The organism is Formosa sejongensis, assembly GCF_033447105.1.
Lineage (GTDB): Bacteria > Bacteroidota > Bacteroidia > Flavobacteriales > Flavobacteriaceae > Formosa.
Genome location: NZ_JAWQUN010000009.1, coordinates 69,515 through 86,134, shown reverse-complemented (window position 1 = coordinate 86,134; position 16,620 = coordinate 69,515). Strand labels below are relative to the sequence as shown.

Annotated in this window: 16 protein-coding genes; 2 read left to right on the top strand and 14 right to left on the bottom strand. The window is 32.2% G+C overall.

The genetic code is table 11. From position 1 onward, the window contains the following. Positions 1–114 precede the first annotated feature (114 nt). The 8 genes from frr to R6X41_RS10680 form a co-directional block, all read right to left on the bottom strand. On the bottom strand, positions 115–672 hold the full coding sequence (gene frr, locus R6X41_RS10715) for a ribosome recycling factor (protein ID WP_318500112.1): 558 nt from the start codon (positions 670–672) through the stop codon (positions 115–117). Positions 673–719: 47 nt separating this feature from the next. Beyond that, on the bottom strand, positions 720–1,427 hold the full coding sequence (pyrH, locus tag R6X41_RS10710; protein ID WP_318500111.1) for a UMP kinase: 708 nt from the start codon (positions 1,425–1,427) through the stop codon (positions 720–722). 177 nt (positions 1,428–1,604) lie between these two features. Then, positions 1,605–2,570 (bottom strand): translation elongation factor Ts, encoded by a 966-nt coding sequence (gene tsf, locus R6X41_RS10705; protein WP_318500109.1) that lies wholly within the window; start codon positions 2,568–2,570, stop codon positions 1,605–1,607. A 100-nt stretch (positions 2,571–2,670) separates the two neighbouring features. Beyond that, positions 2,671–3,444, bottom strand: a complete 774-nt coding sequence (rpsB, locus tag R6X41_RS10700; protein ID WP_318500107.1) for a 30S ribosomal protein S2 — start codon at positions 3,442–3,444, stop codon at positions 2,671–2,673. Between the two features lie 198 nt (positions 3,445–3,642). Further along, entirely contained in the window at positions 3,643–4,029 is a 387-nt protein-coding gene (rpsI, locus tag R6X41_RS10695; RefSeq protein WP_318500106.1) for a 30S ribosomal protein S9, read from the bottom strand. Then, positions 4,029–4,484, bottom strand: coding sequence for a 50S ribosomal protein L13 (gene rplM / locus R6X41_RS10690; RefSeq protein ID WP_038526377.1), 456 nt, complete (start codon positions 4,482–4,484; stop codon positions 4,029–4,031). Before rplM ends, rpsI begins: the two co-directional genes overlap by 1 nt. 237 nt (positions 4,485–4,721) lie before the next feature. Continuing rightward, positions 4,722–6,122 (bottom strand): hypothetical protein, encoded by a 1,401-nt coding sequence (locus R6X41_RS10685; protein ID WP_318500102.1) that lies wholly within the window; start codon positions 6,120–6,122, stop codon positions 4,722–4,724. Positions 6,123–6,430: 308 nt separating this feature from the next. Continuing rightward, the gene (locus tag R6X41_RS10680; RefSeq protein WP_318500100.1) at positions 6,431–7,678 is read right to left on the bottom strand and encodes a porin family protein; all 1,248 of its coding nucleotides are present in this window, start codon (positions 7,676–7,678) and stop codon (positions 6,431–6,433) included. A 261-nt stretch (positions 7,679–7,939) separates the two neighbouring features. Here R6X41_RS10680 and R6X41_RS10675 point away from each other — a divergent pair, with 261 nt between their 5' ends. Next, positions 7,940–8,500 (top strand): type 1 glutamine amidotransferase domain-containing protein, encoded by a 561-nt coding sequence (locus R6X41_RS10675; RefSeq protein WP_318500099.1) that lies wholly within the window; start codon positions 7,940–7,942, stop codon positions 8,498–8,500. A gap of 140 nt (positions 8,501–8,640) precedes the next feature. Next, positions 8,641–9,441, top strand: a complete 801-nt coding sequence (locus tag R6X41_RS10670) for a tryptophan-rich sensory protein (RefSeq protein ID WP_318500098.1) — start codon at positions 8,641–8,643, stop codon at positions 9,439–9,441. A gap of 6 nt (positions 9,442–9,447) precedes the next feature. On the opposite strand, the gene R6X41_RS10665 is transcribed toward R6X41_RS10670, so the two are convergent. Genes R6X41_RS10665 through R6X41_RS10640 form a run of 6 tightly spaced genes read right to left on the bottom strand, consistent with a single transcriptional unit; the run spans position 9,448 to position 16,619 of the window. Then, positions 9,448–9,669, bottom strand: coding sequence for a hypothetical protein (locus R6X41_RS10665; protein ID WP_318500096.1), 222 nt, complete (start codon positions 9,667–9,669; stop codon positions 9,448–9,450). A 13-nt stretch (positions 9,670–9,682) separates the two neighbouring features. Continuing rightward, positions 9,683–10,654 carry a PD-(D/E)XK motif protein gene (locus tag R6X41_RS10660; protein WP_318500094.1) on the bottom strand — a complete coding sequence of 324 codons (972 nt, stop codon included), beginning with the start codon at positions 10,652–10,654 and terminating at the stop codon, positions 9,683–9,685. Continuing rightward, positions 10,647–12,887 carry a Z1 domain-containing protein gene (locus R6X41_RS10655; RefSeq protein WP_318500092.1) on the bottom strand — a complete coding sequence of 747 codons (2,241 nt, stop codon included), beginning with the start codon at positions 12,885–12,887 and terminating at the stop codon, positions 10,647–10,649. The genes R6X41_RS10660 and R6X41_RS10655 overlap by 8 nt, the downstream gene beginning before the upstream one ends. Before the next feature lie 3 nt (positions 12,888–12,890). Beyond that, positions 12,891–14,453 carry an ATP-binding protein gene (locus tag R6X41_RS10650; protein WP_318500090.1) on the bottom strand — a complete coding sequence of 521 codons (1,563 nt, stop codon included), beginning with the start codon at positions 14,451–14,453 and terminating at the stop codon, positions 12,891–12,893. Then, positions 14,437–15,819, bottom strand: a complete 1,383-nt coding sequence (locus tag R6X41_RS10645; RefSeq protein ID WP_318500088.1) for a DNA cytosine methyltransferase — start codon at positions 15,817–15,819, stop codon at positions 14,437–14,439. Before R6X41_RS10645 ends, R6X41_RS10650 begins: the two co-directional genes overlap by 17 nt. Then, entirely contained in the window at positions 15,816–16,619 is an 804-nt protein-coding gene (locus R6X41_RS10640; RefSeq protein ID WP_318500086.1) for a hypothetical protein, read from the bottom strand. Before R6X41_RS10640 ends, R6X41_RS10645 begins: the two co-directional genes overlap by 4 nt. Position 16,620 lies beyond the last annotated feature (1 nt).

Sequence of the window (16,620 nt, the reverse complement as noted above, 5' to 3'; positions counted from 1 at the left end):
AGCATGTACGCGATAGTCGTAAATTAAACGGTCTCAAAGTTAAGACAATAATTGTAATAACGTACAAATTGATTTATGTGTATAAAAAAAGCGACTCTTAGGTCGCTTTAATGTTTATACTGTCATGATTTCTTTTTCCTTAATGGCAAGAACATCTTCAATTTTTTTAACGTAAATGTCGGTTAATTTTTGAATTTCTACTTCAGCGTTTTTCTTTTCATCATCAGAAACATCATCCGATTTTTTAATCTCGTTATTAGCGTCTTTTCTTGCATTTCTAACGCCAATTTTTCCGTCTTCTGCTTCAGACTTCGCTTGTTTTGCTAAATCGCGTCTACGTTCTTCGGTTAATGGTGGAACGCTAATAATAATTAAATCGCCATTATTCATAGGGTTAAACCCTAGATTGGCATTCATTATTGCTTTTTCAATTTCGTGAAGCATTTTTCTCTCCCAAGGTTGTACGCTAATGGTTCTACCATCTGGAGTATTTACGTTAGCAACTTGACTTAAAGGTGTTTGAGACCCGTAATAATCTACCATAACACTACCAAGCATTGCTGGACTTGCTTTTCCTGCTCTAATATTTGCAAATTGTTTTTCAAGATGTTTAACGGCAGAATCCATGGCTTCTTTCGTGGAATCTATAATAAATTGAATATCTTCATTCATGGTTTAAAAACTTTACTGTTATATAACTTTAAAAAATCAAATTAAGATTAAACGTTTACTTCTGTACCAATGTTTTCTCCAGAAACTACTCTCAATAAATTTCCTTTAGTATTCATATCAAAAACAACAATAGGTAATTTATTTTCCTGACTAAGAGTAAAAGCAGTGGTGTCCATAACTTTAAGACCTTTGCGTAACACATCTTCGTAAGAAATGTAATCGAATTTTACAGCGCTACTGTCTTTTTCTGGGTCTGCAGTGTAAATACCATCTACACGAGTTCCTTTTAAAATAACATCGGCCTCAATTTCTATTGCTCTTAAAACGGCAGCAGAATCTGTAGTAAAATACGGATTTCCTGTACCACCACCAAAAATTACAACACGACCTTTTTCTAGGTGACGCATTGCTTTTCTGCGGATAAAAGGCTCTGCAACTTCATTAATTTTAATAGCAGATTGTAAGCGTGTTGGTATTCCAGTATCTTCTAATGCACTCTGTAATGCTAATCCGTTTATAACGGTTGCAAGCATGCCCATATGGTCGCCTTGTACACGATCCATGCCGTTACTTGCTCCTGCAACACCTCTAAAAATATTTCCACCTCCAATTACTATAGCGACTTCAACACCAGAATCTGTTATGGTTTTTATGTCTTTAGCATATTCTGATAGGCGTTCTGGGTCGATACCGTATTGGCGTTGGCCCATTAAAGCTTCACCTGATAATTTTAAAAGGATGCGTTTAAATTTCATAGTCTGTTTTATAGAAGTTGTGCAAAATTACGTAAATTTTTTAAAATGAGTGTTGAAAATTTAGTTTCCTAAAATCTAATAGTCAACTTAGATTTTATTCAAAAAAAAAGACCATTAGTTCTAAAAGAAGTAATGGTCTTAAGTATGTTCACTGAAAAATTTCAGTATGTTTTAATATTATCCTAAAGCAACACGTGTAAATCCAGTTACAGTTACACCGTTAAAAGACTCAACATATTTAGCAACGCTAATTTTTTCGTCTTTAATGAAGTTTTGGTCTAATAGACATTGTTCTTGGTCTAAAGTTGTGTTGTCTGAAATATAACGTTCTATTTTTCCAGGAAGAATTTTATCCCAGATTTTTTCTGGTTTATTCTCAGCTTTAAGTTCTGCTTTAGCAGTTTCTTCAGCTTGAGCTAAAATTTCTGGAGACAATTGTGCCATAGAAATGTATTGAGGTACATTTTTAAGTGTTTTTCCTAAACGGCCTAATTCGATATTATCTTTTTCAATAACTGCAATTCTAGCTTCAGTTTCTGAAGCAACAAAAGCAGGATCGAAATCTTTGTAAGATAACGTTGAAGCACCCATAGATGCTACTTGCATAGCTAAATCTTTAGCTAAAACCTCTGCATTGTCTACAACAGCAGAAAGACCAACTAAAGCAGCAATTTTATTAATGTGTACGTAAGAGTTTACGTAAGGTGCTTCTAATTTAGAAAAATCTTTAATTTCTAATTTTTCACCAATAACACCAGTTTGTTCAACTAATTTATCAGCAACAGTAAGACCATCAATATCTGCAGCCAAAAGTTCTTCTTTTGAGTTTACAGTCATTGCGATATCAGCAAGTTTATTTGCTAATGCAACGAAATTTTCATTTTTACCAACAAAGTCAGTTTCACAACCTAATACTATTGATACACCTGCAGTGTTAGTATCGTTTACTTTTGCTACAGCAGCACCTTCACTAGAATCTCTATCGGCTCTGTTTGCGGCAACTTTCTGACCTTTTTTACGTAATACATCGATAGCTTTATCGAAATCTCCTTCAGCTTCAACTAACGCTTTTTTACAGTCCATCATCCCTGCACCAGTAGCTTGTCTTAGTTTGTTTACCTCTGCGGCTGTTACTTTTACCATAATTTCTAAGTAATATGAGTTAAAAAAAGTCGTTCAATTATTTTTCTGCAAAGAAAAGAACTAAACGACTTATTTATGTTATGTAATGATTATTTGTTGTTTATTCCTCTTCTTCTGTAGATGTAGCTTTTGCCTTAGCAGGAGAAGTTGGTTCAGTTTTACCTGAATCTTTAGAATCTTTATCTGCTTTACGTTCAGCTAAACCATCTGCAATAGCACCAGTTACGTGAGTTAAAACTTTATCGATAGATTTAGAAGCATCATCATTTGAAGGGATAACGAAATCAACCTGACGTGGGTCAGAGTTAGTATCTACCATTGCAAATATTGGAATGTTTAATTTTTGCGCTTCTTTAATCGCGATATGCTCACGTTTAATGTCTACTACAAATAAAGCTGCTGGTAAACGAGTCATGTCGCTAATAGAACCTAAGTTTTTTTCTAACTTAGCTCTTAAACGATCAACTTGTAAACGTTCTTTTTTAGAAAGAGTCATGAATGTACCATCTTTCTTCATTCTATCAATAGTAGCCATTTTTTTAACAGCTTTTCTAATAGTAACAAAGTTAGTTAACATTCCACCAGGCCATCTTTCAGTAATGTAAGGCATATTAATAGACCCTGCTTTTTCTGATACGATGTCTTTAGCTTGTTTTTTTGTTGCAACGAAAAGGATTTTACGTCCAGATGCAGCGATTTTTGCTAAAGCTTCACCAGCTTCCTCAATTTTTGCTGCAGTTTTATATAAATTGATAATATGGATACCGTTACGTTCCATATATACGTAAGGAGCCATGTTTGGATCCCATTTACGAGTCAAGTGACCGAAGTGTACACCTGCTTCAAGTAAGTCTTTTACTTCTACTTTTGCCATTTTGTAATAGTTTACGTTCTGTTGAATTAGCAATGTTCCTTACGCTTTAAGCATTACACTTAAGGCAATAGGCTTCATTTAGATGCTAAACTAAATCCTGTTTTTCAACTCGGACAACAATAACTAATTTAAAATTATTTAATTTTCAACACGATTAAGCATCTTAAAATAAAGCTCTCAATTGTGTTAAGGGTAATATTAACGTTTAGAGAATTGGAATTTCTTACGTGCTTTCTTCTGACCGAATTTCTTACGTTCAACCATTCTAGGATCTCTAGTTAATAAACCTTCTGGCTTAAGAATTAATCTGTTTTCTGCATCGATCTCACACATAACACGTGAAATTGCTAAACGGATCGCTTCTGCTTGACCAGTAATACCACCTCCATATACATTTACTGTAATATCAAAGTTGCCATCATTGTTAGTCATGGTTAAAGGTTGGTTTACTTTATACTGCAAAGTTGCAGTAGTAAAATAATCCGCCATGTCTTTTTTGTTCACTGTTATCTTACCTTCTCCTTGGGCAACATAAACACGAGCAACAGCCGTCTTTCTACGGCCAATTTTGTGAATTACTTCCATTATTTGAATTCGTTTAAGTTGATTGTTTTTGGCTTTTGAGCTTCATGAGCATGAGCTGTACCAGAAACAACAGTTAGATTACGGAATAAAGCGGCACCTAAAATATTTTTAGGTAACATTCCTTTTACTGATTTTTCTACTAACCTTGCTGGATCTTTTCCAAACAATTCTGTAGCAGTTAAACTTCTTTGACCACCCGGATAACCTGTGTGACGAATGTACGTTTTGTCATTCCACTTGTTTCCTGTTAAGTTGACTTTTTCTGCATTGATAACAATTACGTTATCACCGCAATCAACGTGTGGTGTGAAATTAGGTTTATGTTTACCTCTAATAAGTTTTGCAACTTTAGAAGCTAAACGACCTAAACTTTGACCTTCAGCGTCAACTAAAACCCACTCTTTATTAACAGTAGCTTTGTTGGCTGAAATCGTTTTGTAGCTTAATGTATCCACACTAATTAATTTTATTTATTAAACATTCCTCTCTTAAAAAGAGTTTGCAAATTTACGATAATCTATTTGATTACCAAATAGTATGAGGTAAATTTTGTTTGCTGAGCATCAGTTATTTAATTTTTAAATTAAATAGCGTGGAATAAAATAACTGTCGGAATGAAATTTAAAAGGCTAATTGTTTGGAATTATAAATACTTTATTTTGCTTAAATCTGTACTTATTGTGGCTAGATACCTATTTAGCTATGGATTTAAATTTTTTGTCTAAAAAGGGGACTTCTATACCCACCACAAATTGCCAACGTGTATATTTACCTTGGGTCTCTACTGCCGTGCTATAGGCTACAGGTTCAGTGTCGTCAGGAATAACGGCTTCACTAGATCCTCCGGTATACGTTAATCCTAGAATTAGATTCGCCCACTTTACTCTCCAATCTATTCCGTAACTAAGATGTAAAAGATTACTTATCTCATTGTCTGCCGTATATTCTGGGTTAGATAAATCTAAAATATTCGCTTTGGTCTTGAATCCGTTATAATCGGTAGAGAATGCTGCGTAAGTTTTTAAATTCTCTTTCAAATAAAATTCTACTCCGACCCCAAAATTTATCACAGCTTTACGGCTTTCATCAAAATCAAAAACAGTTAAATCTGTTCCTCCTGTATCTATATCTGGAATAGAAATAGGTTGATATGTGCTTAAGCCACTTACATAGTCTATGTTTAGGTGTATTTTATTTTTGTTTTTATTAAATGGAATACCTGATCCAATCGAAAATGAAAAGGGTTCCTTTCTATTTGCTTCTAATTGATCGAAATAGTAGTTGTAGAATAGATCTTTATTTGGGCCCTGTCCAGAAATAGTGTTTTTATAAGAAAATACTGCTTTATCATAAACGCCAATATATGGCAAGCCAATGTTTATTCCTATTTCTGCTTTTTTAAGATTATAATTTGCTCCAATCTTAAAAATAAGTCCGTAAGACTCTTGTGAAAATCCAACTACTTTTTGATAGAATGCGACACTGTTGTCTTCTTCAACTACTGTATGACTTATTGTATTGCCTTCGGTATAATTATAAGCAGTTCCAAAAACTGTAAATCCTACACTAAATTTATCACCTATTTTTTTTGCCCAAGTTATACCCATCCATTCATCACGGATTTTAGATTTCACATTATAGGCACCTAAATAATCTTGGCTTTTAGGAAACATATTTGCTAAGCCAGAACTTATTGAATCTGTCGAGTAGTTTAAATTCGTATCGTTGTCTAATTTAGTTAAATATGAATATGCAAATCGTGTTCCAAATAGATTAAAAGATGCACCAGCCATAGAAGGTACGCCATTAAAATCGTTGTTGGCAACTTTGGAAGATTCACCAAAAACATCCGTAAGTGATACCGAAGTAAACTGATAGGCTTTGGCGTTAATAGCAAATCCTGTAGCTTTTACTTGTGTTAAACGGGCAGGATTGTAATATGCTAATCCTAAATCTGAAACACTACCCGTAACATTCCCAGAAAGCAGAATAGAACGGTTCCCAAAATTATTAAAATTATAATTGGCTTGTTGTCCGAAACAAAGGTTTATGCATAGCATACAAAAGAATCCAGTATATAAAAAATGCTTCATAACATGTCTACAGATTTGAATAGATGTCTGCAATTTACAATATTAAGTGTTTTAACCATTAAAATACAGATTCATCTTAAAACGAATTAAAATACTAATATTCCGCTAAATAGATCATTTTTTAGGTGAATAGTTTTACTAATACCTATTGTTCTGCTATTTATGTATTGTCTTTTGTTGTTGTTTAAGTGGTTTAAAATCAGCTGGGTTTATCAAACTTTTTAGGGTTATCTACTTCTAATTACAATCAATAGTTTAAACGTTTTTGTTATTCAATATGAACAGAAATTGTGGATTAGTTTTCAGTATTATAATTTATAACTCAACAATACATATAGTCTATTAACTTTAGAATCAAATTGTTGAAAGACACCGTTGCTGAATTTATATCTAAATTCTAATGCCATGTTTTTATAGGTTAATCCGGCACCTAAAATAGGTCCTGTTTCAATTGAACTTGAATTAGGTGTAGCCTCGGTTTCTGTTATGTCTACATTGGAATAATTATGAGATTCTTTTCTTACATAGGTATCTTCCTTAATTACAAAACCATTTGAAATACCTGCGTTAAAAAAAATAGACAGCTTACCTAAATTTTGACTGTAGCGTACGAGGTTGTTTAACTCTATAAACGAATTTCCTATTTCTGTTTCGTATAAGGTGTAAATGTTTTCATTGGTGTAATCTTCGTAGGTGCTGGTATTGTTGTAAGTTATGTATAACAGGTCGTTATGGATAGACCATTTTTTGTGGTGTTGAGGGAAAATAATATCAAAAGATAAACCCGCTGTAAAATTAGTTGAGGAATCAAATTCTCCAGTTAAATATTTAAATTGTTTATCATTACTAAATTCCAAATTAGTACTTGAAATTCCTGCAACAATACCGAATTCTAAATCTACCTTTTCTTTAGTTTTTTTAAAACTAATTTCAGAGCCTATGCACTTATAGTATTTTTCGAAAACAGTAGTTAAACTTTCCTGGGTGTAAGATGCTTTGTTGATTTCTGATTGTATAGTTGGGCAGTCCTTTAGATACAAACTTAGTAGTCCTTTGTATTTGTTGTTTTCGGCAAGAGTAGTCGTTTCTTTAAGGTATCTTTTATAGGGTAAAAGCATGATTTTTCCGTCTTGTAGAATATAAAAATTAATAAGATGCTGTTCGTCCTCATAAACGTATAAACTCTCAGTTCCGTTTATCAAAGTTTTTAGAAAAACTTGCTCTTCTTTCAGTTTTATGTTCGCGACGTTCTCTAGGTTTTTAGCGTCTTGTGAATTTGTTTGAGTGTTAACTGTAGCACTTAAATAGATGTCGTTTTTAACAGTAAACCCTTGAATGTTTGAAGGGGTAAATAAAACAGGGGTTTGATCTAATTGATTTTTAAAAGTAATCTCCTTAGGATTTGTTTTCCAAGTCTTATAATCGATATATCCAGAAAGCGTATCACCTTTAGGAGAAATGACAGAACCCGTTAAAAATTGTTCTTGAGCAGATGCATTAAGAAGCGTAAAAAAAGCACATAAAAAAAAGAGGAATTTGGGGATAGATTTATTCATTGTAGGTTAAGATTTGTTAGACCTTAAAAATATGATTTTTTGATCTGACTTCAAAGTGAAATGCTACTTTAATTCGTGTAATTATAAGCTTATAACTTCTTATTTGCGTTCACTTTTCAAGTATTTGTGTCAATACAAGTAAGATCTGTTTCTGAACTTTGTACTATAAAAAAACGAAGGGATTATATGGTCGAGTTAGGTTTAGAACTCCCAATAGGTAATTCATTTCGTAACGTTTAATGCACATTAAAAATTATTAAAATGAAAGATTTAAAAAATAAGACTGTTGCTATATTGGCAACCAACGGATTTGAAGAAAGTGAATTAAAATCGCCTAAAGACGCTTTATTAGAAGCAGGAGCCAAGGTACACATCGTATCCTTAGAGTCTGGAGATATTAAAGCATGGGCAGATGGAGATTGGGGAGACAGCTATAAAGTAGATAAAACTTTAGACCAAGTATCTCATTCAGATTATAACGCGCTGGTACTTCCAGGAGGTGTTATAAACCCGGATTTATTAAGACGAGAAAGTAAGGCTGTAAGCTTTGTAAAGTCGTTTTTTGAAAACCATAAACCTGTAGCAGCTATTTGTCATGCGCCTTGGTTATTGGCTGAAGCCGATGTATTAAAAGGACGAAAAGTAACGTCTTTCCATTCTATAAAAACCGATATTATTAACGCGGGTGCAGAATGGGTAGATCAGGAAGTTGTGGTAGATCACGGTTTAGTGACAAGCCGTTCTCCAGAAGACTTGCCAGCATTTAATGCGAAGGTTATAGAAGAAATTAAGGAAGGTAAGCACGATATGCAAACCGCATAGACTTAAGAAAACTGATTTTACAAAAAGGGTTAGATGTATTAAAATCTAACCCTTTTTAATATGTAAGATTTAAAACACTCCCATAAAAACATTAAATTACAATAGGTTTTAATGCATTATGACCTCATAAAAAGAATGGTATGAAAAAGCAGCTACAAATAGCTAATGGAATTAGTTTTATATGCATGGTTTTCTTGAATTATGTCTCTAATATCGGCCTATTAAATAATACTACTATTGGCGAAGTGTCTAAAACCTATAATACACTATTTACACCAGCAGGCTATGCATTCTCAATTTGGGGAATTATCTATCTGATGGTTTTAGGTTTTATTATTTATCAAGGACGAAGTCTTTTTGTAAAAGTAAGAGACGACGATTTCATTTTAAAAACAGGCTGGTGGTTTGTGGTGTCTTGTATCGCTAATTGTTTGTGGATTGTAGCATGGATTTATGAATACACCTTACTGTCTTCAATATTCATTTTTATACTACTATTTGCTTTACTACAAATTGTGATTAAAAATAAGATGGAACTGGAAGACAAGCCTATTTCAGTCATTGTCTTTTTATGGTGGCCTTTTGTGTTTTATAGTGGTTGGATTACGGTTGCTAGTATAGCAAACGTGTCTGCAGTTTTAGTAAAATATAATTGGGATGGCTTTGGTCTGTCGCCAACATTTTGGACGCTTCTACTTATAGGTATAGCTACGGCAATAAATCTAGTAGTAACCTGGAAACGGAATATGCGAGAATTTGCCTTAGTTGGTGCTTGGGCTTTGGTTGCTATTTATGTAGCGAATAGTAATGAAAATATGGCTGTAGAATATACAGCATTAGGATCTGCTATACTTTTAGTGATTAGTAGTTTGTATCATGGGTATATAAATCGAGCAACAAATCCTTTTGTAAAACTTAAGGAATATTTTGATGGGAGGTAGGGTTTGTTATTGATTAATGAAATCTTCAAGATGTTTTTTTAATTGAATAGCTTTTTCTTTTGTCAATTGAATATTTTGTTTTGATCCATTTTTTCTATCTGAATCCGCCATTGAGTATGTTCGAATTTGAAAAAACTCATGATCGTGTATTATATCGCAAAGTACTTCGCCTTCTCTAGTATTTATCTTTCCAAATTGTTCGTTGATTATTTTGCCAATGATTGCCATAATTTTATCGTAATTAAGTTTTTAATAATACATCTAAATTTAAATTAATTGATTTGCAATTGCCTAATAATGAGGTGAATTTCACGTTGTTAATCTCGGTAGGAATATCTTTATTTTGAATTTTTGGAATTTCGACTGAATGATAGTATCTCAAAGATTCTTTTGCTAATTCGTAGTCGAATTTGACTTGGCTCATTTTATCAATATCTACTCCTAATGTTGAATAAACTAAAAGGTGTAGTTTTTCTTTTTGCCTAGGGAAGTTATTAATTTTATTGTTTATTCTACCTAATAAATCATTAATACTAAACCCACCGGCATTAATATTTGTAAAAATAGAAGCAATGATAATTTCTGTATCTTTTATAGGGTTTAGTTGACCTGAACTAAAATGATGGGTTCTCTCGTTTGTAGCAGAACTTTTTACTTCTAATCGTAATTTACCAAAACTGAAATCAAACTTTTCCTCTGGAATGCTATGCCAGCCGTTGATAAGGTTTTCTGGAAAATTAGATTGTTCGATTATAAATAATTCAGCCCAAAGGCCTTGCAATGATTTGCTAGGTGTTTCTTTAATAGCTTTAAATAGCTCAATAAATTTTCCGACCGTATGCTTTATTTTTTTATTTGTTGGATTTTGACCAAGTGATTTTATCAAAACTTGGCAAGTGCTAAGAAAAATACCCTTGACATCATCATTTTGACCAATATATGAGACAACAGAAAAGTTGTTATAAGTTAATTTTTTATCAGATTCTATTTCGCATTTAAGATTGTGGGACACTTTAATACTAAACAGGTTTTGATTTGCAATAAAAAAATCTTGGTTCTGTTCCGAAATGAATATTAAAAGACTTGGGTTATCTGCATAGTTTTTTGCTATTCTGTGGTTTTTATAGCCTGTAATAGCCTCAGCCGAATAAGAGTTTGAATTCTGATTTTTAGGCAATGGCAGTTTATCATATATTTCTTTTAAATCAATCATTAATTTTCGAGATTAATGATTGTGAAAGTCGAGCGGGAACCCATACTGCGATAGTGATTATTTTTTCGTGTTCCGTATCTCTAAAGTTAAGATTATGTACTTGAACTGTTACTGCGTCTTCAGATTTTATTTTTTCATCTCCAGGATATATGATTTCTCCAGTTCTTGGGTTTTTACCTTGAAATAACTGTTGAATTTCATCTTTTTTCAAACGTCTTGTTCTTGGATTACCTTTAGCAATTAAGTAAACAAAACTATCTTCTGGGGGAAATTCATCTGTGTATAAATCGATAACAGACTTTAAGTTTGTGTAAGTTGTTGAGTCTGTTTGTCTTGTAAATTTTAGTTTATTCAATAAGTCTTGAAATAATTCTTTTAAAGGAATTTTAGCTACAAGATGCTTTTGTTCAGGAGTTCTGTCTTTGTGCCCATCATCTTCTTTAAAAGCCAAATTATATTTTTCTTTAAAAGCTTTTATTACTTTTCTATTGCTTTCAATAATAATTTCACTATCGTGTGGAGCTCTAATTCTAACCCATTTATTGCCGAAAGTTGTCCTTGTTAAATCCTCAGAAAGCACGTTGGTTCTTGTCAACCTGAACATTTCATTTAGCACAAACCTTCTTTCCATTTCGTTCAAGTGTTGTCCAGAAAGTTTATGTTCTAATAGCTTTTTACGAATATCTTCTTCGTGATTTACGTATTCACTAAACAGATGAATATTTTCTGCATCAAGATATACACGACAATGACCTAGAAAGTCTTTTTTATAACCAAAGAAACGGGCTCGTTGTTGAATGGTGTCAGCATTACCAACTCCTTTACTTCTGGGCATATAAGTTATAGTCAACCCTTCAACCGTAAACCCTCGGTCCATAGCTTGTCCACCAACTAATATAAATGAATAATTACTATTCCAAGCAACAGAACTTCCTGATTTTGAATTTAACTGCTCTACAGCAGTACTGCTGATATTATAACCTATTGTCTCAAGTAACTCATCAAATGATTGAATACCTGGAGCGGTAGATTTTAAATCTTTGTAAGAATTCTTAAATTCTGCAATAACTTGCTCTCTACTTTCATTATCGTCTTTATATTCTAAAAAAACTTTTTCCCAAAAGTTTTTAATATGAATTACCCAATTATAATATGTTTCGTGTTCATCAACCAACCTAGATGGATGTACCATCATAGAGCGGTTTTTAGGATTCCCTTTTTTATCTCCATATAATCTTCCTGAAGTTACACTTAAAAAGAATATACGCATAGCTTCTTGTAAAGTTTCAGGAGCTTCTTCGAAAGAATTCTTCTCACTATAAATTTCGGAATAAGGTATTCGTCTAATTATAAAATGATTTTCTTGACAAAATGCACGACCACCAGTGTATTTTTTCCCTGGTGTAAGAAGTTGAATAAAGTTTGGAGATAAATTATCTAAAATATTTATAAATAATGGTGCTTGAGGTGTAGCAGTATATTGAATGAAAGTGTGATGTGGTAATATAGATTTTAGACTTCTAATTCGACTATAAATAGTACTCATCTCCTGTTCGGTATGTACACCAGACTCTTTAGCTCTTTTTGCATTGGCACTGGCTTTTGTGTTCATACTTGCCTGGTCTCCTTCATCATCAATAATCAAAGTTGGAACATTTGATAAATCAAGTTTTTTCAAAACAGACATTAAATTTCTTAAATGATTAGTTTCTTTCATTACAGTAATTAGTAATGTTTTTTTGAAACCTTCTGGTATGTTTTGTTTATTCCAATTTTGTAATTCTCTTTGAATAGTGTTTTTATCTTGAGGGTTTTTTATCGGGTCTTGTGGATTCTTGAGCATAACCCATTTTCTATGAAACCCTTGATTTATATCTAAATCATTTTGTAATCTATTAAAAGACTGATTAACTAGATTTGTTGAAATGCCTGCTAATAAGATAACTATTTGATAGCTGTTGTCTCTTGCTAAAGCCGTTAATGTTGTAAATGAAAGAGTTTTTCCACTTTGGACGTAGCCAAAAACTAAACCAGTATCGGTGTTCGTTTCATCATTAGGATTACCACATAATTTCATAATGTGATAAGTTTCTTCTTTGACCTTTTCTTTGGCATCTGCATCATCCCCAAAAATTTTATTCAATAACTTTTCTGATTCTTCACCATATTCAGGTGCCCAACTTCCATCATTTGATGAACTAGACATAATATTTATGTTTTCAGTTTTAGACATGGATTATAATTTTGATAATGAACCTAGTAAAAGGTCATTCATGTTGTTTCTTAACTCTGTTACAGGAGCTCCTGATTTTTTTACGATTATTTCGGAAAGACCTAATGCAACTACTAAACGCAAAACAGGTTCAATTACTTTGTGGTCGTCTCCTGCAAATTCAACCATAAATGGATGTGTAAGTGATAACCGTAAACCTATATTTTTATAAAACAAATCCTCATTTTGGATTAAGTGATCACCAACCTGAATTAATTCTTCAATTGTTTCATCATAAGATAATTCAACGTGGACCATATAATCTATATTAGAAATAGTCAATGGGAATTTTTTATAATAGGATTTTTCAACCTCTTCTAATATAGGCTCTTCAACTATGTTTCTTGTGGGTTTTGATGTAACGGTTTGAACATCATTCTCAATTCCTCCTTGAATTTTTTCAGTTGTATTATCAACTACTTTTTGAGATACTTTTTTATAGTTTTTGGCGCTTTCACGTACCCTGTATCTATCAGCTTGTTTTAAAATTGGTATTGAATTTTCACTTTCAAGTTCGCCTTTTAATAATTCTAAAAAAGCTTCCATATTATCGTCCCACTGAAAACCATCTTTTGTATGACTTACGTTAAAGCCTTCGAGATGTAGTTCTCCAAAAAGTCTTTTATATCTATGACTACCTAATGAACCAGATAAGGTAGGAGGTCTAAAGCCTTCATCATTATCTGCACTTCCCTCAATTACTCTTCCTCTTCGAAATAAAGCAAAGCCACTATCTTTAACAGACATTGTTTCCATAATTGCTATAAAACCTTTGGCCTTCAATTTGCCTCCATTATGGTCATTTCCAAAATCAAATTCAACTTCTTGCTTCCAGTTAATTTTTTCAGCATTTGGAGTTTCAAAATAAGCTGTATTTAAAATATTGGGAGTACTATATTCTAGTTTTTCTCCATTGATGTATAAATCTAGAATGTCTTTCTTGAAAAAGTCTCTATAAATACTCGCAAGATGTCTTTTTACTTTGCCTAGTCCTCTACGAATAGGCATTTTTTCTTCAATATCAAACAATGTAATCAAAGTATAATGAGAAATACGATTGGCTGCTTTTGTTTCTATTTGTAGTTCTTGAATTTTGTCTTCTACAATTTTTGAAATATCAAAGTTTACTTTGCGTTCAACAGTTTCGTTAAGGGCGGTTGTTTTTGCTTGCCATGTATTAGAAAACCAACAAGCTGCTGATTTCATACCCATTCCAAATTCTGATAGGCGAGTATTGTCTGGAGGTAATTCTGCTGTTCTAAATGCTCTTTGGTAATCTTTAGAGTGAATACCAGCGGCATTATCTTTAATCGTTATTTTTTTGTTATTTGTGTCGAATTCAATATCTACTCTTAATTTGAAATCCTTTCCTTCAATTTTCCTTAATTCATCTTCATTCTTTAAAAAACTATCAATTGCATTGTCGATAAATTCCGCTAACGCATAATAGGGTTTATAATTAAGGTGTTTTAAAACTGAAAGAATTGTAACACCTGGACGGATGTTTACATTATTCAATTCTTTCATAATCTAGCTCACTTGTTTTGTTAGAATTTATTTTATGTCCGTTTGTTTCTTTTATATTTTTAACAATATTTATTTCTTCTGGTTTGCCATTAATTAGTTTTTGAGCAATTAATTCTACAACATGTGCATTTACAGCATTACCAAGAGCTCCAAAACAACTACCGAGATTTTTAGGCAAAGTAATACCATTTAAAGATTGTATTCTTGCACCTTCGCTAGGTGTTATATATCTATTCTCCCAACTAATAATTGGTATTTGAGTACTTACAGTAACCAATGAAGGAAAGAAATCGGTTTTTTTTACTCTAACACCAGAACCTCTAAATTGTATTATATATTTTGATAGATCTCTTTCTCCACCTTGCACATTCCATTCAAATTTTTGCCAACTAGATACACCTAATTCCTTAATCCTTTTTACAACTGGTTCTAATTCTACTTTATACTTTTCATAGAAAGCTCTATTACTTCTAATATAATGCTTTTTCCATGTAGGAAATTGAATAGGTTTTCCAGTTTCTTTATTTAATTGATTTTTCTTTGCATAATTAGGCAAATTATTGAATTTTTCTTCTCTTGTCATTCCTTTAAGAGGAATTCCAAATTTTCCCTTTAGTCTTCCTAAAGCATTAGAAGAAGTTCTAAATGGTATTTCATCTTCAAAAGGATAAGTTGCTCCAAATTCCATACTCCAGATAGGAAAACCAGGTAAACTGTCTTGTAAAGGGATTTTACTGATAAATTCTTGCCATAATTGAATAACTGAAATTTTTTCATCTTCAAGTTGAGTTGCGTCAGTTGGATTTACATCCAAAAAATTTAATATCGAATCCGTAGAATTTGATCGATTTGGCCAAGAAAAATGTTGTAGGCCGTTTTTAGAACCAATTATAAATATCCTTTCTCTATGTTGAGGAATACCATATTGGTGTGGAGATAAAATTTGATCATCAATTATATATCCTAGCTTATTTTGAAGTTTGTCTTTAATATATTTCCATGTATTAAAATTATCATGGCTTTTTAAATTTCGGACATTTTCTAAAATAAAAAAATCTGGTTCATGATAATCAATAATCTCAACTAATTTATCAAAAAGGTTACCGTTCTTTTCATCTTCAAGCCCTAATCGATCTCCAGCTTTAGAAAATGGCTGGCAAGGAAATCCCGCACACAAGATATCAAATTCTGGAATATCAGCTATTTCAACCTTTGTAATATCACGATTAACAGGGATTTTGAAGTTTTTTTCATATAATTTAGCGAGATGCTCTTTTTTCTCACTCGCAAAAACACATTCATGTCCAAGGTTTTCAAGTGCTACATGAAATCCTCCTAATCCTGCGAATAAATCTATAAATCTCATATTCCTTGTGTAATTTTATCATTGCACCATTTTGATACTTCAGTTCTTAAACCAGCATCAACATTCTTTTCATATAAAAAATTATAAATTCTGAGTCTATCCAACAACATTCCGAAAGTTGAAGAGTGTTTATCCCATTTGTCGTTTTCTACATAATCAACCGTAGATATAGATTGTATTAAATTATCAGAATACCATTTGAAGTATTTTAGCCATCTATTCATTACTATTGCTTTTTTAGCTGTCCAATGTTTTCCAGCAGCACATTGCAAAAGAACATATAGGTTTGAACTCCTTTTATCGCCAAATGATTTATAACCAACCACATCAACACCATCATCTTTATATGTATAATGAGCAGGTAAAATTCTATCTTCAAAACATAAATTACCAATATCATCTAAGTATTCATTAAAACTTTTGCCTGCGGGAAAACCTAAAATAAAAACTTCTCCATTTAAAAAGTTTTTTAATGCATGGGCTGATATTTTTTCAAATAATCCTGTCCCGCCAGAATAATCGTTCGCTCCATTGAATGAATAATATAAGCATAAAAAATATTCTGGTATTTCATCCCAAGAAAAATTAGGAATAATTTTATTATTATCAATTTTATAAATAGGCTTTTTATACAAATTAGCTCTTGACTCTAGTATACCTATCCATTCATCAACTATAGTCTCTTCTTCCCCGCTTAAGCTACAAATCAAAGACTTACTTAGAGTTCTTTTGTTTTTAAGCAAATTTAATTCTAACCATTCAATTTCTCGACCAGTTTTAAAACCTATATATTCTGACATT